This is a genomic window from Puniceispirillum sp. (SeqCode) (assembly GCF_965657105.1).
Classification (GTDB): domain Bacteria; phylum Pseudomonadota; class Alphaproteobacteria; order Puniceispirillales; family Puniceispirillaceae; genus Puniceispirillum.
Genome location: NZ_CBFHNB010000016.1, coordinates 1 through 14,316 on the forward strand (window position 1 = coordinate 1; position 14,316 = coordinate 14,316).

13 protein-coding genes and 1 tRNA gene are annotated in these 14,316 nt (G+C 51.4%); 7 read left to right on the forward strand and 7 right to left on the reverse strand.

The window, feature by feature from the left end:
* Positions 1-277, reverse strand: a 277-nt coding sequence (locus ACTF7Q_RS03715) for a hypothetical protein (protein ID WP_438996507.1), incomplete at its 3' end; no start/stop codon positions are given.
* Positions 278-414: 137 nt separating this feature from the next.
* Here ACTF7Q_RS03715 and ACTF7Q_RS03720 point away from each other — a divergent pair.
* The 3 genes from ACTF7Q_RS03720 to ACTF7Q_RS03730 all read left to right on the forward strand — a co-directional run bounded on the left by ACTF7Q_RS03720 (position 415) and on the right by ACTF7Q_RS03730 (position 2,365).
* Positions 415-489: transfer RNA gene (locus tag ACTF7Q_RS03720), tRNA-Gly, on the forward strand.
* A gap of 236 nt (positions 490-725) precedes the next feature.
* Positions 726-1,799: a tartrate dehydrogenase gene (locus tag ACTF7Q_RS03725; protein WP_438996508.1), complete on the forward strand. Its 1,074-nt coding sequence runs from the start codon at positions 726-728 to the stop codon at positions 1,797-1,799.
* A gap of 137 nt (positions 1,800-1,936) precedes the next feature.
* A complete protein-coding gene (locus ACTF7Q_RS03730) occupies positions 1,937-2,365 on the forward strand; it encodes a hypothetical protein (protein ID WP_438996509.1) in 429 nt (142 codons plus the stop codon).
* 46 nt (positions 2,366-2,411) lie between these two features.
* Here ACTF7Q_RS03730 and ACTF7Q_RS03735 read toward each other — a convergent pair whose 3' ends face one another.
* Together ACTF7Q_RS03735 and ACTF7Q_RS03740 are read right to left on the reverse strand one after the other, a co-directional pair.
* The gene (locus ACTF7Q_RS03735; RefSeq protein ID WP_438996510.1) at positions 2,412-3,716 is read right to left on the reverse strand and encodes a UDP-glucose dehydrogenase family protein; all 1,305 of its coding nucleotides are present in this window, start codon (positions 3,714-3,716) and stop codon (positions 2,412-2,414) included.
* A gap of 85 nt (positions 3,717-3,801) precedes the next feature.
* Positions 3,802-4,389 carry a D-sedoheptulose-7-phosphate isomerase gene (locus ACTF7Q_RS03740; protein ID WP_438996511.1) on the reverse strand — a complete coding sequence of 196 codons (588 nt, stop codon included), beginning with the start codon at positions 4,387-4,389 and terminating at the stop codon, positions 3,802-3,804.
* Positions 4,390-4,477: 88 nt separating this feature from the next.
* On the opposite strand from ACTF7Q_RS03740, the gene galU reads away from it, so the two are divergent.
* From galU to ACTF7Q_RS03760, 4 genes are all read left to right on the forward strand, one after another.
* Entirely contained in the window at positions 4,478-5,338 is an 861-nt protein-coding gene (gene galU, locus ACTF7Q_RS03745; RefSeq protein WP_438996512.1) for a UTP--glucose-1-phosphate uridylyltransferase GalU, read from the forward strand.
* A 22-nt stretch (positions 5,339-5,360) separates the two neighbouring features.
* Positions 5,361-6,767, forward strand: coding sequence for a phosphomannomutase/phosphoglucomutase (locus tag ACTF7Q_RS03750; protein ID WP_438996513.1), 1,407 nt, complete (start codon positions 5,361-5,363; stop codon positions 6,765-6,767).
* 216 nt (positions 6,768-6,983) lie between these two features.
* Positions 6,984-9,170: a malate synthase G gene (locus tag ACTF7Q_RS03755; RefSeq protein ID WP_438996533.1), complete on the forward strand. Its 2,187-nt coding sequence runs from the start codon at positions 6,984-6,986 to the stop codon at positions 9,168-9,170.
* Positions 9,163-9,681 carry an adenine phosphoribosyltransferase gene (locus ACTF7Q_RS03760; protein ID WP_438996514.1) on the forward strand — a complete coding sequence of 173 codons (519 nt, stop codon included), beginning with the start codon at positions 9,163-9,165 and terminating at the stop codon, positions 9,679-9,681. The genes ACTF7Q_RS03755 and ACTF7Q_RS03760 overlap by 8 nt, the downstream gene beginning before the upstream one ends.
* A gap of 74 nt (positions 9,682-9,755) precedes the next feature.
* On the opposite strand, the gene ACTF7Q_RS03765 is transcribed toward ACTF7Q_RS03760, so the two are convergent.
* The 4 genes from ACTF7Q_RS03765 to ACTF7Q_RS03780 all read right to left on the reverse strand — a co-directional run bounded on the left by ACTF7Q_RS03765 (position 9,756) and on the right by ACTF7Q_RS03780 (position 14,307).
* On the reverse strand, positions 9,756-10,847 hold the full coding sequence (locus ACTF7Q_RS03765) for a site-specific DNA-methyltransferase (RefSeq protein WP_438996515.1): 1,092 nt from the start codon (positions 10,845-10,847) through the stop codon (positions 9,756-9,758).
* A 320-nt stretch (positions 10,848-11,167) separates the two neighbouring features.
* Entirely contained in the window at positions 11,168-11,884 is a 717-nt protein-coding gene (locus ACTF7Q_RS03770) for a ribonuclease HII (RefSeq protein WP_438996516.1), read from the reverse strand.
* A complete protein-coding gene (gene moaB, locus ACTF7Q_RS03775) occupies positions 11,884-12,444 on the reverse strand; it encodes a molybdenum cofactor biosynthesis protein B (protein WP_438996517.1) in 561 nt (186 codons plus the stop codon). Before moaB ends, ACTF7Q_RS03770 begins: the two co-directional genes overlap by 1 nt.
* A gap of 60 nt (positions 12,445-12,504) precedes the next feature.
* Positions 12,505-14,307 carry a lytic transglycosylase domain-containing protein gene (locus ACTF7Q_RS03780; protein ID WP_438996518.1) on the reverse strand — a complete coding sequence of 601 codons (1,803 nt, stop codon included), beginning with the start codon at positions 14,305-14,307 and terminating at the stop codon, positions 12,505-12,507.
* Between the last annotated feature and the right edge of the window lie 9 nt (positions 14,308-14,316).

The window sequence follows — 14,316 nt, forward strand, 5'->3', positions numbered from 1 at the left end:
TAGGATTCATTGGAGACGGTGAATGATACAGATTGATTTCATGCGCCGCCGAAAGAATCGCTGTATTTCGGCCACAGATTCCGAATGGCAAAGGCAACACAGGATCCGGCGCTTTGCTTGCTTGCTCGTCTATCAGTTTCTGGCTTGGCTTTTGATGTAAAACCTCATCACATAACCCATTTTGCCACTTGCAAGCAGGCGATGCTTGGATTATACACCCATCTAGCGGTTCGCGATTTATATGTGTTTGTTTTGGAACGTGATTAGTTTTATGCATATTTATCCCACCTAGTTTGATGGGCGCTGGGGAAATAATACCCTCAGAATCAACCCATTTTGGTTAGGCATGAGATAATTTTTGTTAACAAAAACAAATACTTATAGCACCCCCTTCAAATTCAAATAGGGGTGCGTGCGGGTGTAGCTCAGTGGTAGAGCACAACCTTGCCAAGGTTGGGGTCGAGGGTTCGAATCCCTTCACCCGCTCCAATTTCTTTATGCTAATTTCGGACGGTTCGCGTGGGCTATGGCCAATGCCCCGCCCAAGCAGACTGACCTATTTTATCCGCTTCAATATCATGCGGGGTAATCTGTTGTTCCCATGGATGAACATCGCCATGTGTAGCGCTGCCAGCAGCGCCTCCAAAACATCTATGGCTAGCCAAAAACGCGTGATGCGGCTATACCCTAGAGCACAATCTATTCGGCATTAAAAGAGTGTGATCATGAAATCTATCAATATTGCTTCCATTCCTGCAGATGGTATTGGCGCTGAAGTCATTGCTGTCGGCATTGAGGTTGTACAGGCAGTATGTGCACGCAATAATGATATCGATCTGAATTTCACGCATTTTGACTGGGGTTCGGATTATTATAAACAGCATGGCGAAATGATGCCGGCTGATGGGCTTGATACGTTAAAGGCTTTTGATGCGATCTATTTTGGCGCCGTTGGCGCTCCTGACGTGCCTGATCATGTCACCTTATGGGGCTTGCGTCTGCCTATTTGTCAGGGCTTCGACCAATATGCCAATGTGCGACCGACAAAGATCATCGCGGGTATAGACTCGCCTCTGCGCAACGCTGGTCCTGGCGATCTGGACTGGGTCATCGTGCGCGAGAATTCCGAAGGCGAATATTCCGGTCATGGCGGGCGGGCGCATCGTGGTATGCCCGAAGAGGTCGGCACCGAGGTTGCTATCTTCACCCGTGTTGGCGTGACCCGCATCATGCGCTATGCCTTCCGTCTGGCTCAGGCACGCCCGCGTAAATTTCTCACCGTGGTAACAAAATCCAATGCCCAGCGTCATGGCATGGTGATGTGGGATGAAATCGCCGCAGAGGTCGCTACCGAATTCCCTGATGTGACATGGGATAAAATGCTGGTTGATGCGATGACCGTGCGGATGACTTTACAGCCAGACACTTTGGACACCATCGTGGCGACAAATCTACATGCCGATATTCTGTCTGATCTGGCTGGCGCACTGGCTGGCAGTATCGGCATTGCCCCGACCGCAAATATTGATCCAGAAGGCCGGTTCCCCTCAATGTTTGAACCTATCCACGGTTCTGCCTTTGACATCACTGGCAAGGGCATAGCCAATCCGGTGGCAACGTTTTGGACAGGCGTTCAGATGCTTGAACATCTTGGCCTGACCGATGAAGCAAGCCGCCTTTTCACCGCCATTGAACAGGTCTGTGCCGATGGTATATTAACCCCCGATGTCGGCGGTACCAAAACCACCAGACAGGTCACAGACGCGGTTCTGGACGCTATCCGTCAGCTTAACAGCTGATTGCCGCAAATCTCTGGGCTGGTTACGATTTAAGCCATTGCACTAAACCCACATCCCTGTAAAGTTTCATAATTATTATGATGCAATTTACATGACCAATACACGCATGTGATTGTTAGTTATTATTGGGGGTGTTTATGTCATTGATTGTCGCGCTGAAGTTTTTTCACTATCTATCACTGTTTCTGGCAGGCGGGCTTGGCGTTGCCAATGGGCTGCTGGCCAAGGCGCATCAAAAAACCCAGACGCCACCTGCCCCTCCTGTTCAGCAGACCATGATGACACTAGCACGCCTTGGTCTTGTCGCCGTGGTGATCTTATGGGTAACTGGTATTATTTTGACCACCCAGATATACGGCAGTTTCAACCTTGGATGGGCGTTTCATTTGAAATTACTGGGTGCCACAATCTTGTTACTGGTGATTGCCTTTTTGAATTTTCATCTGGCGATGAGCGCCAAAAAAGGCACCCCGCCAAATCCGAAAATCATGACGGCCATTCCCTATATCGCCCGTTCATCCTTGGCCGCCATATTGATCGGCATTGCCATTGTGACAACGACATAGGCCTAAAGCCGCTAGCAAAAAGGCTAACCCTCGCATGTCTTGATATTTAGCGACCGATGGATGAATAGCGTAGCCCGGCGTCACGCATCTTTTCACCATCATAGATATTACGCAGATCAACCAGCACATGGCCACGCATGGCACCGATAAATTGAGCGGCTGTCAAAGCCCTGAATTCATTCCATTCCGTAACAATGACAACGGCATCAGCATCATCAATACAGTCACCGGCACTTGCACAATAGCTGACGCTATCAGGCAGCATATCCTTGGCTTCATCCATCGCTTTCGGGTCATAGGTCTTGATCTGTGCGCCAGCATCCACAAGTTCCCGGATAATATCAACCGACGGGCTATCACGCATATCATCGGTTTCGGGTTTGAAAGCAAGCCCCAAAACGGCAATCACCTTACCCGCAACCGCCCCGTTCAGCGCGGCTTTCACCCGTCCCGCCATCGATTTTTTGCGCTTGTCATTATAGGACACGACTTCCCCGACAATACCGATATCGATATTATGCTGTTCGGCGGTTTTGACCAATGCCAACGTATCCTTGGGAAAACACGAACCACCATAGCCAGGGCCTGGATGCAGAAATTTGTTACCAATACGCTTATCCAGCCCCATACCCTTGGCGACATCATGCACATTCGCACCCACCGCTTCGCACAGATCGGCCATCTGGTTGATATAGGAAATTTTCACTGCCAGAAAGGCATTACTGGCATATTTAATCAACTCGGATGTTTCCAGCTCGGTAAAGATAATCGGCGTTTCGATCAGATATAAAGGCCGATACAACGCCCGAATCACCGTACGCGCCCGTTCGCTCATCGTGCCAACAACAACGCGGTCTGGCCGCATGAAGTCGCTAATCGCTGCGCCTTCACGCAAAAATTCGGGATTCGATGCCACATCAAAATCGGCATCCGGATTCGTCTGTGACACAATGTCATAAACCTCGCGTCCAGTGCCAACCGGCACCGTCGATTTGGTCACCACAACGGTATAGCCATCAAGATGCGGGGCAATGTCACGCGCCACCGCATAGACAAAGGACAAATCAGCATGGCCATCGCCGCGCCTAGTTGGTGTGCCCACGGCGATGAAAACAGCGTCGGCATCGGCAACGGCAGTACCAAGATCAGTGGTGAAATGCAAACGGCTAGCGGCAACATTACGCGCCACAAGGTCTTCCAGACCAGGTTCATAGATTGGCATGGTGCCATTTTGAATCAGGTCGATTTTCGTCTGATCGTTATCAACGCATGTCACAGAAAATCCGAATTCGGAAAAACATGCGCCCGATACCAGCCCGACATATCCTGTTCCAATAACCGCAATTTTCAAAATACTATCTCCGTATGCAGATTATCTGTCACCCGGGATCCAAAACCATACCCGAATGAGCTAGCATAGTAATATTATGGTTTTGTTAATAGCCCAGAATCTGCTCTACCGCCATCGTCAGCACATGCCCCAGCGCAATATGCGCTTCTTGGATATGCATAGTTTTTCCACTTGGCACGGCAAACAGCATATCGCTAAGCGGGGCCAGCTTGCCGCCACCTTCGCCGGTAAAACCGATGGTTTTGATACCTGATCCGCGAGCGCTGTCCATAGCCGCCGCGACATTCGCCGAATTGCCACTGGTTGAAATGCCAAGCAACACATCGCCTTCACGCCCCAGCGCTTCGACCTGCCGTTGAAAAATACCTTCAAAACCGAAATCATTCGCATAGGCAGTAATAAAAGACGTGTCGGTGGTCAATGCCAACGCCGCCAACCCGCCACGCGGGCGTCTATGATCCAGCGTTGCCACAAATTCAGCGGCAATATGCTGGGCATCGCCAGCCGAGCCACCATTCCCGCACAACATCAGCTTACCACCTTGCGTCAAGGCATCAGCGATCATCTGTGCGGCATCAATAACCGCATCCGCATACATATCAGCCGTTGCTGTTTTCACCGCCGCTGATTCAAGAAGCACGACTTTTATATCTGATCCCGTTGGATAGGCCATAGGCAATTTCTCAATCTGTTGCTTGCTAATTCAGTTATGAACCTATACTTGATATTGATCAATTATGAATAGGCAAAAAGGACAGCACATGGTTAGAAAAGCCATTTTTCCTGTCGGCGGACTTGGCACACGGTTTCTGCCAGCAACCAAAGCGCTTCCCAAAGAAATGTTGCCAATCGTTGACAAGCCACTCATTCAATATGCTGTTGAAGAGGCTATCGAGGCCGGCATCGAAGAATTTATCTTCGTGACAGGTCGTAATAAAACCGCCATCGAAGATCATTTTGATCATAGTGTCGAACTCGAAACGACATTGAAAGCCCGCGGCAAGGATCAGGCCTTGGCCACCGTGCATAATATGATGCGCGATCCGGGATCAGTCATCTATGTCCGGCAACAGGAACCAGCCGGACTAGGTCACGCTGTCTGGTGCGCACGCCATATCATTCAGGACGAGCCGGTGGCGATCATCCTTGCTGACGATCTTATTCTGGGTAAAAGCTGCCTTGCCGAAATGGTTGACGCTTATGATAGTGCTGGCGGCGGCAATATGGTTGCGGTCATGGACGTGGCACCGTCCCAAACCGGATCATATGGTATTGTAACGCCAGGCCAGATCAACGGCACCTCTATCGAAGTGCACGGTCTTGTCGAAAAGCCAGCCCCCGATCTGGCACCATCGACGCTAGCTGTGGTTGGACGCTATATCATCCAGCCCGAGGTGTTTGCCACATTAGCCACCCAGGAACGTGGGACGGGTAATGAAATCCAGCTCACCGACGCGCTGGCAAAACAGATTGGTAAAGCCCCTTTCACCGGTTTGCGCTTTTCGGGTCAGCGTTTTGATTGTGGATCAAAGCTGGGATTTTTGCAGGCCAATATCGCCTTTGCGCTTGAACGGCCTGATATGGCCGATGATTTACGCCATTGGGCAAAAGAAAATATTTAAGTGGGTAAAAGAAAGTCTTTAAATGTCTTCACATCATTTTGATCCATCAATTCTGCGCGCCTATGATATTCGCGGCATTTATGAACATACGCTTACAGATGCCGATGCCTTTGCCATCGGTCTGGCCTTTACCGCCTGCATGGATATGCGCGGTCTGGACAAGCGCATTGCCGTTGGGCGTGATGGACGGCTTTCGTCACCAGCGCTGGCCAGCCATCTGATCGATGGGCTTGTTGCTGGCGGGGCGACGGTTTTTGATATTGGCTGCGGACCCACGCCGATGCTGTATTATGCCAATGAGGCACTAGCCACCAACGCTGCGATTCAGGTCACTGGCAGTCATAATCCTCCAACGCATAACGGCTTCAAAATGATTATGGGCGGGGCGGTCTTCTTTGGCGAAGATATCACTCATCTAGGTGCTGTCAGCGCGAAAGGGCCTGCCAATCATGCAGGTGGCCATCATGCGGGTGAACGTTGCACCGAAACATCCATCTTTGATGATTATGTCGCGCGTATTTTGCAAGGCGCTGATGTCGGCGCGGTAACAGCGGTCTGGGATTGTGGCAATGGCGCCAGCGGCGAAGTGACCGAGGCGCTTACCCGCCAGCTTAGCGGTACCCATCATGTATTGTTTGCCGAGATTGATGGCACCTTCCCGAACCATCACCCAAATCCGGTTGATCCAGAAACCTTGGATATGCTTCGCGATGCGGTGGCGGAACATGATGCCGATCTGGGCATTGGCTTTGATGGTGATGGCGACCGAATTGGCCTTATTGATGCCAAAGGCAGACAGGTGCCAGGTGATCTTCTGACCGCCTATCTGGCCTTGGATATTGCGCCTAGGCATCAAAGCCAGCCGATGCTGCTTGATGTTAAATCATCCGATATGGCCATGTCGCTGATCGCCGCCACCGGCGCAGATGCGCAAATCTGGAAAACCGGTCATAGCCATATGAAAAAGCGGATGGCCGAACTTAATGTGCCGCTGGCAGGTGAAATGTCTGGCCATATCTTTATCAAGGATGATTATTTCGGCTTTGATGATGCCATCTATGTCGCCTTGCGCGTGCTCAGCCAGATGCACCGCACAGGCCAGTCTATTACTGCCTTTATGGATAGCTTGCCGCCGCAATTTGCGACCCCCGAATTGCGTATTGAATGTGATGATTCGAAAAAATTCGCCGCGATGGATGCGCTGGCCAGCTTTGCCCGCACCCGTTTTGGCAACGATGATATGTCGAACATCTCGCTTGTCGATGGTGTGCGTGTACGCAGCGCGTCGGGCTGGTGGCTGGTGCGCGCTTCTAACACCGAAGCGGCGCTTGTTGCCCGCGCCGAAGGGTCAAGCCAGACTGCACTTGATAGCTTGATTGGCGATCTACGTGAAACACTGGATCATGCCGATCTGACGGTCAAAATTTAACCCTAGAATGTCTATCTGTCTGGCTATCTGTTTGGGCGTCTTTCATGGCCGATGGCTAAAACCGGCCTAATGCCAATTATCCGCAAACAGACAAGCAGGCATTGATATTTTCCTCAATCTATCCTATCAGGTGGGAATACAGGATACACTGTGATGCGCCGCTTTGGTCGCAACCGCACATTTGATTTTACCTGTCCTTTCTATGTGGAGATATTGATGATCGCCTTTGATACGCATGGACATCTTTCGATTGCCAGCCCTCTTTACCAATTTGTGAACGCCATGCTGACCGAGCAGGGGCTGATAACGCCTGATGCCTTCTGGTCTGGCTTTGACAAGGCGGTGCATGAATTGGCACCGCGTAACAAGGCATTGCTAGCCAAGCGTGATGCGATTCAAACCCAGATTGATGCCTGGCATGATGCCCATGCTGGCAGTGCCATTGATGCCACTAGCTATGAGGCCTTTCTACGCGATATTGGCTATCTTGTGCCAGAGGTCGCCGATTTTCAGGTGGAAACCACCAATGTTGATGCCGAAATCGCAACTATCGCCGGACCACAGCTGGTGGTGCCGATCACCAATGCCCGCTATGCGTTGAACGCGGCGAATGCCCGCTGGGGCAGCCTTTATGATGCGCTATATGGCACTGACGTGATTCCGCATGATGACAAAGATGGCATGACCAAAGCCTACAACCCTCTGCGCGGGGCAAAGGTCATTGCCTATGTGCGCAAGGTGCTTGATGATGCGGTGCCTTTGGCGGATGGTTCATGGTCTGATGTCACACGTCTGGTGGTCGCCAATGGCGCGCTTGACGTGACGCTGGCATCTGGCGCATCGGGGGGCGCATCAACCCAGCTTGCCACATCATCGCACTTTGCTGGCTATACAGGTGCACCCGCAACGCCTACATCTATCATTCTGTGCAATAACGGTCTGCATTTCCAGATCATGCTTAACGCTGACGGCGTCATTGGCAAGAATGATCCGGCATCCATCGATGATGTGCGCGGCGAATCAGCCTTGTCAACAATCATGGATTGCGAAGATTCCATCGCCGCTGTCGATGCCGAAGACAAAGTCGTTGCCTATAGCAACTGGTACGGCCTGATGAATGGCACTCTTGAAGATACTTTTGAAAAAGGCGGCAAAACCATTATCCGCCAGCTGAATAGCGACATCAGCTATGTCACCGCAACGGGTGACACGGCCAGCTTGCGGGGACGGGCATTGATGCTGGTGCGTAATGTTGGCCATCTGATGACCAATCCGGCGATCATGCTGTCTGATGGCAGTGAAATCCCCGAAGGCATCATGGATGCCTTTATCACCGTGGCTGCCGCCATGTCGGATCTGCAAGCTCGCCGCAATTCGGTTGCTGGTTCGGTATATATCGTTAAACCGAAAATGCACGGCCCCGAAGAAGTGGCCTTTGCCAATGATATTTTTGCCGCGGTTGAATCGGTGCTTGGGCTTCCGGCCTTTACCATCAAAATGGGCATCATGGATGAAGAGCGCCGCACGACGGTTAATCTCAAAGCCTGCATCAATGCCGCAAAAAACCGGGTTGTCTTTATCAATACCGGTTTCCTTGATCGCACCGGTGACGAGATTCACACCTCGATGAATGCCGGTCCGATGATTCGCAAAAGCGATATGAAAGCGGCCCCATGGATCGCCGCATATGAAAATTGGAATGTTGATATCGGCCTTGCTTGCGGTTTAGGCGGACGTGGCCAAATTGGCAAGGGCATGTGGGCAATGCCCGATATGATGGCGGCCATGATGGAACAGAAAATTGGTCATCCTATGGCGGGGGCAAATTGTGCATGGGTGCCATCACCAACCGCCGCGACCTTACATGCGCTACATTATCATCAGGTCAATGTCGCCGAACAGCAAGTCAAACTGGCAACACGCGAACCCGCCAGCCGCGCCGATATTCTGTCGATCCCGATCAGCACCAGACCAAACTGGTCAGCTGATGATATTCGTCAGGAATTGCGCAATAACGCCCAGGGCATTCTTGGCTATGTTGTCCGCTGGATCGATCAGGGCGTTGGCTGTTCAAAAGTGCCTGATATTCACGATGTCGGTTTGATGGAAGACCGCGCGACTTTGCGCATTTCATCCCAGCATATGAGCAACTGGTTGCATCACGGCATCTGTGACGAAGCGCTGGTGATGGAGGTGATGCAGGAAATGGCCGCTATCGTTGATCAACAAAATGCAGGCGATCCGGCCTATACGCCAATGGCTGGCAATTTTGACAATTCGATCGCTTTCAAAGCCGCTTGTGATCTGGTATTTCAGGGTCGTGAACAGCCTTCCGGCTATACCGAGCCAGTTTTGCATCGCCGCCGCCTTGAACAGAAACATAAAAATCAGGCTGATGCTTAATCTTGATCCCTATATTGCCAAGACGCCGGGCTTCCCGAAAGCGGATATCACCTTTTATGATATAAGTCCGGCGCTTGAAGACCCCCACATTCTAAAACAGGCAACCACCGCCTTATGCGATCTTGCTGCGCCGATGAAACCTGATCTTATCGCTGGCATTGATGCGCGCGGATTTCTGTTTTCAGTACCGATTGCCATCCAGCTTGATTGCGGTGTCGTGATGATCCGCAAGGCTGGTAAATTGCCCGGGGCGCTATATCAAAGCACCTATGCGCTTGAATATGATAATGCCACATTGGCACTTCAGCATGATCGCAACATCGCTGGCAAAAATATTGTTCTATGTGATGATCTGCTCGCCACTGGCGGCACCCTATTGGCGGCATCAAATCTGGTCAGCATGGCTGGCGGTACTGTGACTGGCGCTGTGTGCCTGATTGAACTTACCGGTCTGAAAGCCCGCGAAAAGCTCTCTTGTCCTGTCGCCGCGCTACAAAATTACGAATTCTAGCGCTATCTTTACCAGTCATCGCATGCCCATCAGCCATGCTATCCTTATCAGATATATAGCCTAAAGCCGTCTATCTAATTTGATGCTTTTGCGCTTTCATTTTGATTTGACGCACGAATATCTTCGCGGAAGCGGTCGATTAATACCGCTTTTCCGTCACGCTCGACATGCCAGAAAATCCAGCCATTACATGAGGGCAGTGATTGTAATTGCGCACCAAGCGAATGAATTGAACCGCTTTCCTTGCTATCAGTCACCAGCGATCCATCAGCACGCACCTGTGCAGAAAAGCGCTTCTTTGCATCAAACAGACGATCCCCAGGTTGCAAAATGCCGCGCTCGATCAATGTGCCAAAAGGTATCTTTGGCAAAGCCCGCTTTTGCTCGCTGGCCAACAGGTCAGGCGAGGCAATTGGCGTGACTTTATCGATCCGGTCGCGCGCCAATTTGACATAATCTGGATTCTGTTCAATACCAATGAAATTTCGGTTCAGACGGCGCGCCACAGCACCGGTGGTGCCGGTGCCAAAGAACGGATCAAGAATCACGTCATCACGTTTGCTCGACGCAAGAATAACCCGTGCCAGAAGCGATTCAGGCTTTTGTGTCGGATGGGCGCGTTTCCCGTTTTCTTTCAGACGCTCATGCCCTGTACATAGCGGCAATTCCCAGTCAGACCGCATCTGCACATCATCATTCAGTGCTTTCATGGCTTCGTAATTAAACGTATGTTTTGCTTTTGGCGATTTTGCGGCCCAGATCATCGTTTCATGTGCATTGGTGAAGCGACGACCACGAAAATTTGGCATCGGGTTGGTTTTCCGCCAGATCACATCATTAAGTACCCAGAAACCAAGATCCTGCATAATCTTACCGACGCGGAAAATATTGTGATAGCTTCCGATAACCCAGATCGCGCCATTCGGCTTTAGCACACGGCGCACTTCACGCATCCATGCCAGCGTAAATTCATCATAGGCGGCAAAGGAATCGAACTGATCCCATGAATCATCTACAGAAACCACCGAGGATTGATCAGGACGAACCAGCAACTCCGAAAGTTGCAAATTATAAGGTGGGTCGGCAAACACCAGATCAACCGACTTTTTGGCAAGGGTTTTAAGCGTCTCAACACAATCACCCTGAAGTACGATATTCTTATCCACTCTGACCGTCCTTTGCTAACCAACCACTAACTAACTAACTAACTAACTACTGGCCAAAACCGTGACCACATTACGATTCAACTGCATTTTCCGCGCCATTTAGGCGGCTTTCACTGTCTAAAAGAATCACAGAATCAATATAAGTCAACAGCTTAAGAAAGTTTCTTAAAGTCATAACTATATATTGTGGCTTATCTGCGCACAGACCTTGTATCTAGTGGTGCGCGCGCAATTGAAAACAGCTCACAATGCTGTTTTAGCGAAAATGGGCGGCTGTGTCGGGTCTATATCTGCCTGAAACGGCGTCAAAGCCAAAGCTTTCAGTCGGCCTGCCCATCCAGAATGCGTTTGACCGGTTTATAGCTTTTCCGGTGCTCTGGTGTTACCCCCAGCCTGGCTAGTCCGGCTTGATGCGTCTTTGTGCCATAGCCCATATTTGTCGCCCAGCCATAGCCCGGATAGGCGGCATCAAGTGCGGTCATGATGCCATCGCGCGTATGTTTGGCGATAATCGATGCCGCGGCAATCGATAATGAAAGCCCGTCGCCGCCGATCACCGCTTCGCCTGTTATCACGCTACCGCTGGCTGATGCTGTGGGTATTGGCGGCATGATTGACCCATCAACCAGCATATGAACGGGTGATCTATGCCCTGCTTGGGCAAGCTGGCGTGCCACATCCTCTGCACAATCATGCATCGCTTGTAATGTGACCTGAAGAATATTTCCGGCATCGATCGCCGCAGGCGGTACCGATATAACGCTATATATATGTGTATTCATGGTCAGCGCTTTATAAAGTGCCGTGCGCATGGCCGGTTTGAGCTTTTTGGAATCATCCAGTTCGGCAGGTATATCCCCATAGCTCGCTGGATCAAGCCAGACCGCCGCCACCGTCACCGGACCTGCCCACGGGCCTCGCCCCGCCTCATCAATGCCGATCACCAGCCCCTGACAATCGGTTTCACGCGACAAATCTGGGCGTGAACGTGCCAAACGGGGGCTTGCTGAACGGGGACTTGCTGAACGGGGCGGCATTAGGCCCGCCTTTGATCGACCGCCTCACACAAACGCGGCATGATCTCGACAAAATTGCATGGCTTATGCCTGATATCGAGCTGATAGCGTAAAATCTCGTCCCAGCCATCGCGGCAAGCTGATGATGATCCCGGCAAGGCAAACAGATATGTGCCTTTAGCCACGCCGCCAACCGCGCGTGATTGAATCGTCGATGTGCCAATCTTGTCAAAAGAGACCAACCGGAAAATCTCGCCAAAGCCTTCGATTTCCTTGTCAAAGACCGCGCGAAACGCTTCTGGTGTGCCATCGCGTCCGGTCAGGCCTGTACCGCCTGTTGAAATCACCACATCAATATCTGGTGCCGCAATCCATTGTGTCAGCTGGCTGGTAATCGCCGCAAAATCATCGGTCACAAGGGCGCGATCCGCCAGATGATGACCATCGCCTTGCACGCGAGCGGCCAGCAAATCACCCGATTTATCATTGGCAAGACTCCGCGAGTCCGAAACTGTCAGAATCGCGATATTGACCGCCACAAACGGCACCGTATCATCGATACGCTTATTATCTCCGGTCATATCTTTTCCTCATATCCGGTCGTGCGTCCCATAAGCAAACGATATCATTACCAATTATAATCATTCGGCCACCTGCACGGTTTTGGCAAAGGGAACATAGGTGCCCTTATCACCGACAGCCAGCGACAATAATTCGGGTGCATCCTCGCCAAAGCGGGCCCGATAGATCGCCAGATTAGACACCACATTTTTCACATAATAGCGGGTTTCACGCGCCGGCATCGATTCAACTAATAGAAAAATATCATCCTGATGATCGACGTCTCGAAGCCATTTATTCAGATTGCCTGGCCCGCCATTATAGGCCGCCAGCAAACGCACGAGCGAATTATCGATAATCCGTTCATCCAGCAGATGCCGGATATATTTCTGCCCCAGCGCCAGATTGACTTCTGGCAATAAAAGCTCACTGCGTTTGCGGTCACGATAGCCGCGATCACGCGCAATGAACGCCGCCGTGCGGGGCATGAGCTGCATCAGACCCGATGCCTTGGCACTGCTTTTGGCACGCGGGTTAAAGCCTGATTCCTGCCGCGACACCGCCCAGACCAGCGCTTCATCGACGGTAAAGTCGATATCGGCAAATTCTGGATGCGGATACAGTGCCCCATACCAGCTTTTGCCCCCATTCTTGCGGATAATTTCACCAACACGGAAAGACAGGCCGGGCATATTATGCAAAGCGGCAAAGCGCATCACGCTTGGCTTGAACTGATCGGGCATATCCATCCATAAATAGCGCAATTCTCGCGCCGCATCATGTGGCCGTCCGACTTGCAGCAATGCCAGCACCCGCTGGCCGCCTTTTTGGCTTGTCAGCCATGGCATGAACGCGGGATGTTCCGGCGGCAGATCAAAGGAAATATCCATGCTTTGGCCCAACGCCATGCGGGCAATCACACCATAGAAACTATCCAGTTCGCGGGCGGCAATTTCCAAATATTGCGTCGCATTCTGGAATCGTCCCTGCCGCATATCCACCCGATGTGCCCAGAATGCGGCACTGCTACGAAGCCCGGGTGAGACCTTTTCAAACCCGGCAAGGGCACGGAAAAACAAACCGGCATCATCATAATGACCGCTTCGCCATGACGCCAGACCAGCCGCCCAATAGGCCATAGTCGCGCTTTCGCGGCCAACGCCAATCGCATAGCGGGCTTGCCGAATGGCTTTGTCATCATAGCCAAAAATAAAATAGGCATGCGCCACTTCACCGCGAAGCTGGGCTTCTTCCTGTTTCGTCAGATAGCGTTTATTGGCCTTGCTATTGAGGATATTGACCGCGCCTGTAGGCCAGCCACTACGGATTGATCGGCGCACTTTGCGCGCAATATTACGCGTTGTCGAAATTGACGCCCGCGCCGTGGTGGTCATCGGAATCATCGGACGATAGCCATAGCTTCCAGCCTGACCATAGCCATTCAGATAGCCTGATTTGGGTTCGTTTGGTGCCTTTTGCGACTTGCCCTTACGGCGTTTGGCTAGCCAGTAAATCCGGCTGGCATCAGGATGGTCATTATATTGCCGAAGCCAGCTTGCCAGCTCGCTATAGGTTGATCGCCACGCTGTCGGATGCAGATAGCGTTGCGATAACAGATGCCCCATCAATATCGGGTCGCGAAGCCGCCCCATTTCGCGTGTTGCCTGCTTCATCTTGCCTGCCTGCTGTAATGAAAACAGCCGTTCATAAAGCGCCACATCAAAATCTGATAGCGGTGTTGGCAATTGTGTCGCCGTCACGCTTTGGCTTCCCATAACAGTCAAAGCCACAAAAAGAATAAGGCGGCGGCTGACATGATACAGGCAGGTGCGGTTCAGGCTCGTTAAGTGACACAGAATGCGGGTTTTGAAAAAGGCGTTCATGAAATCAGT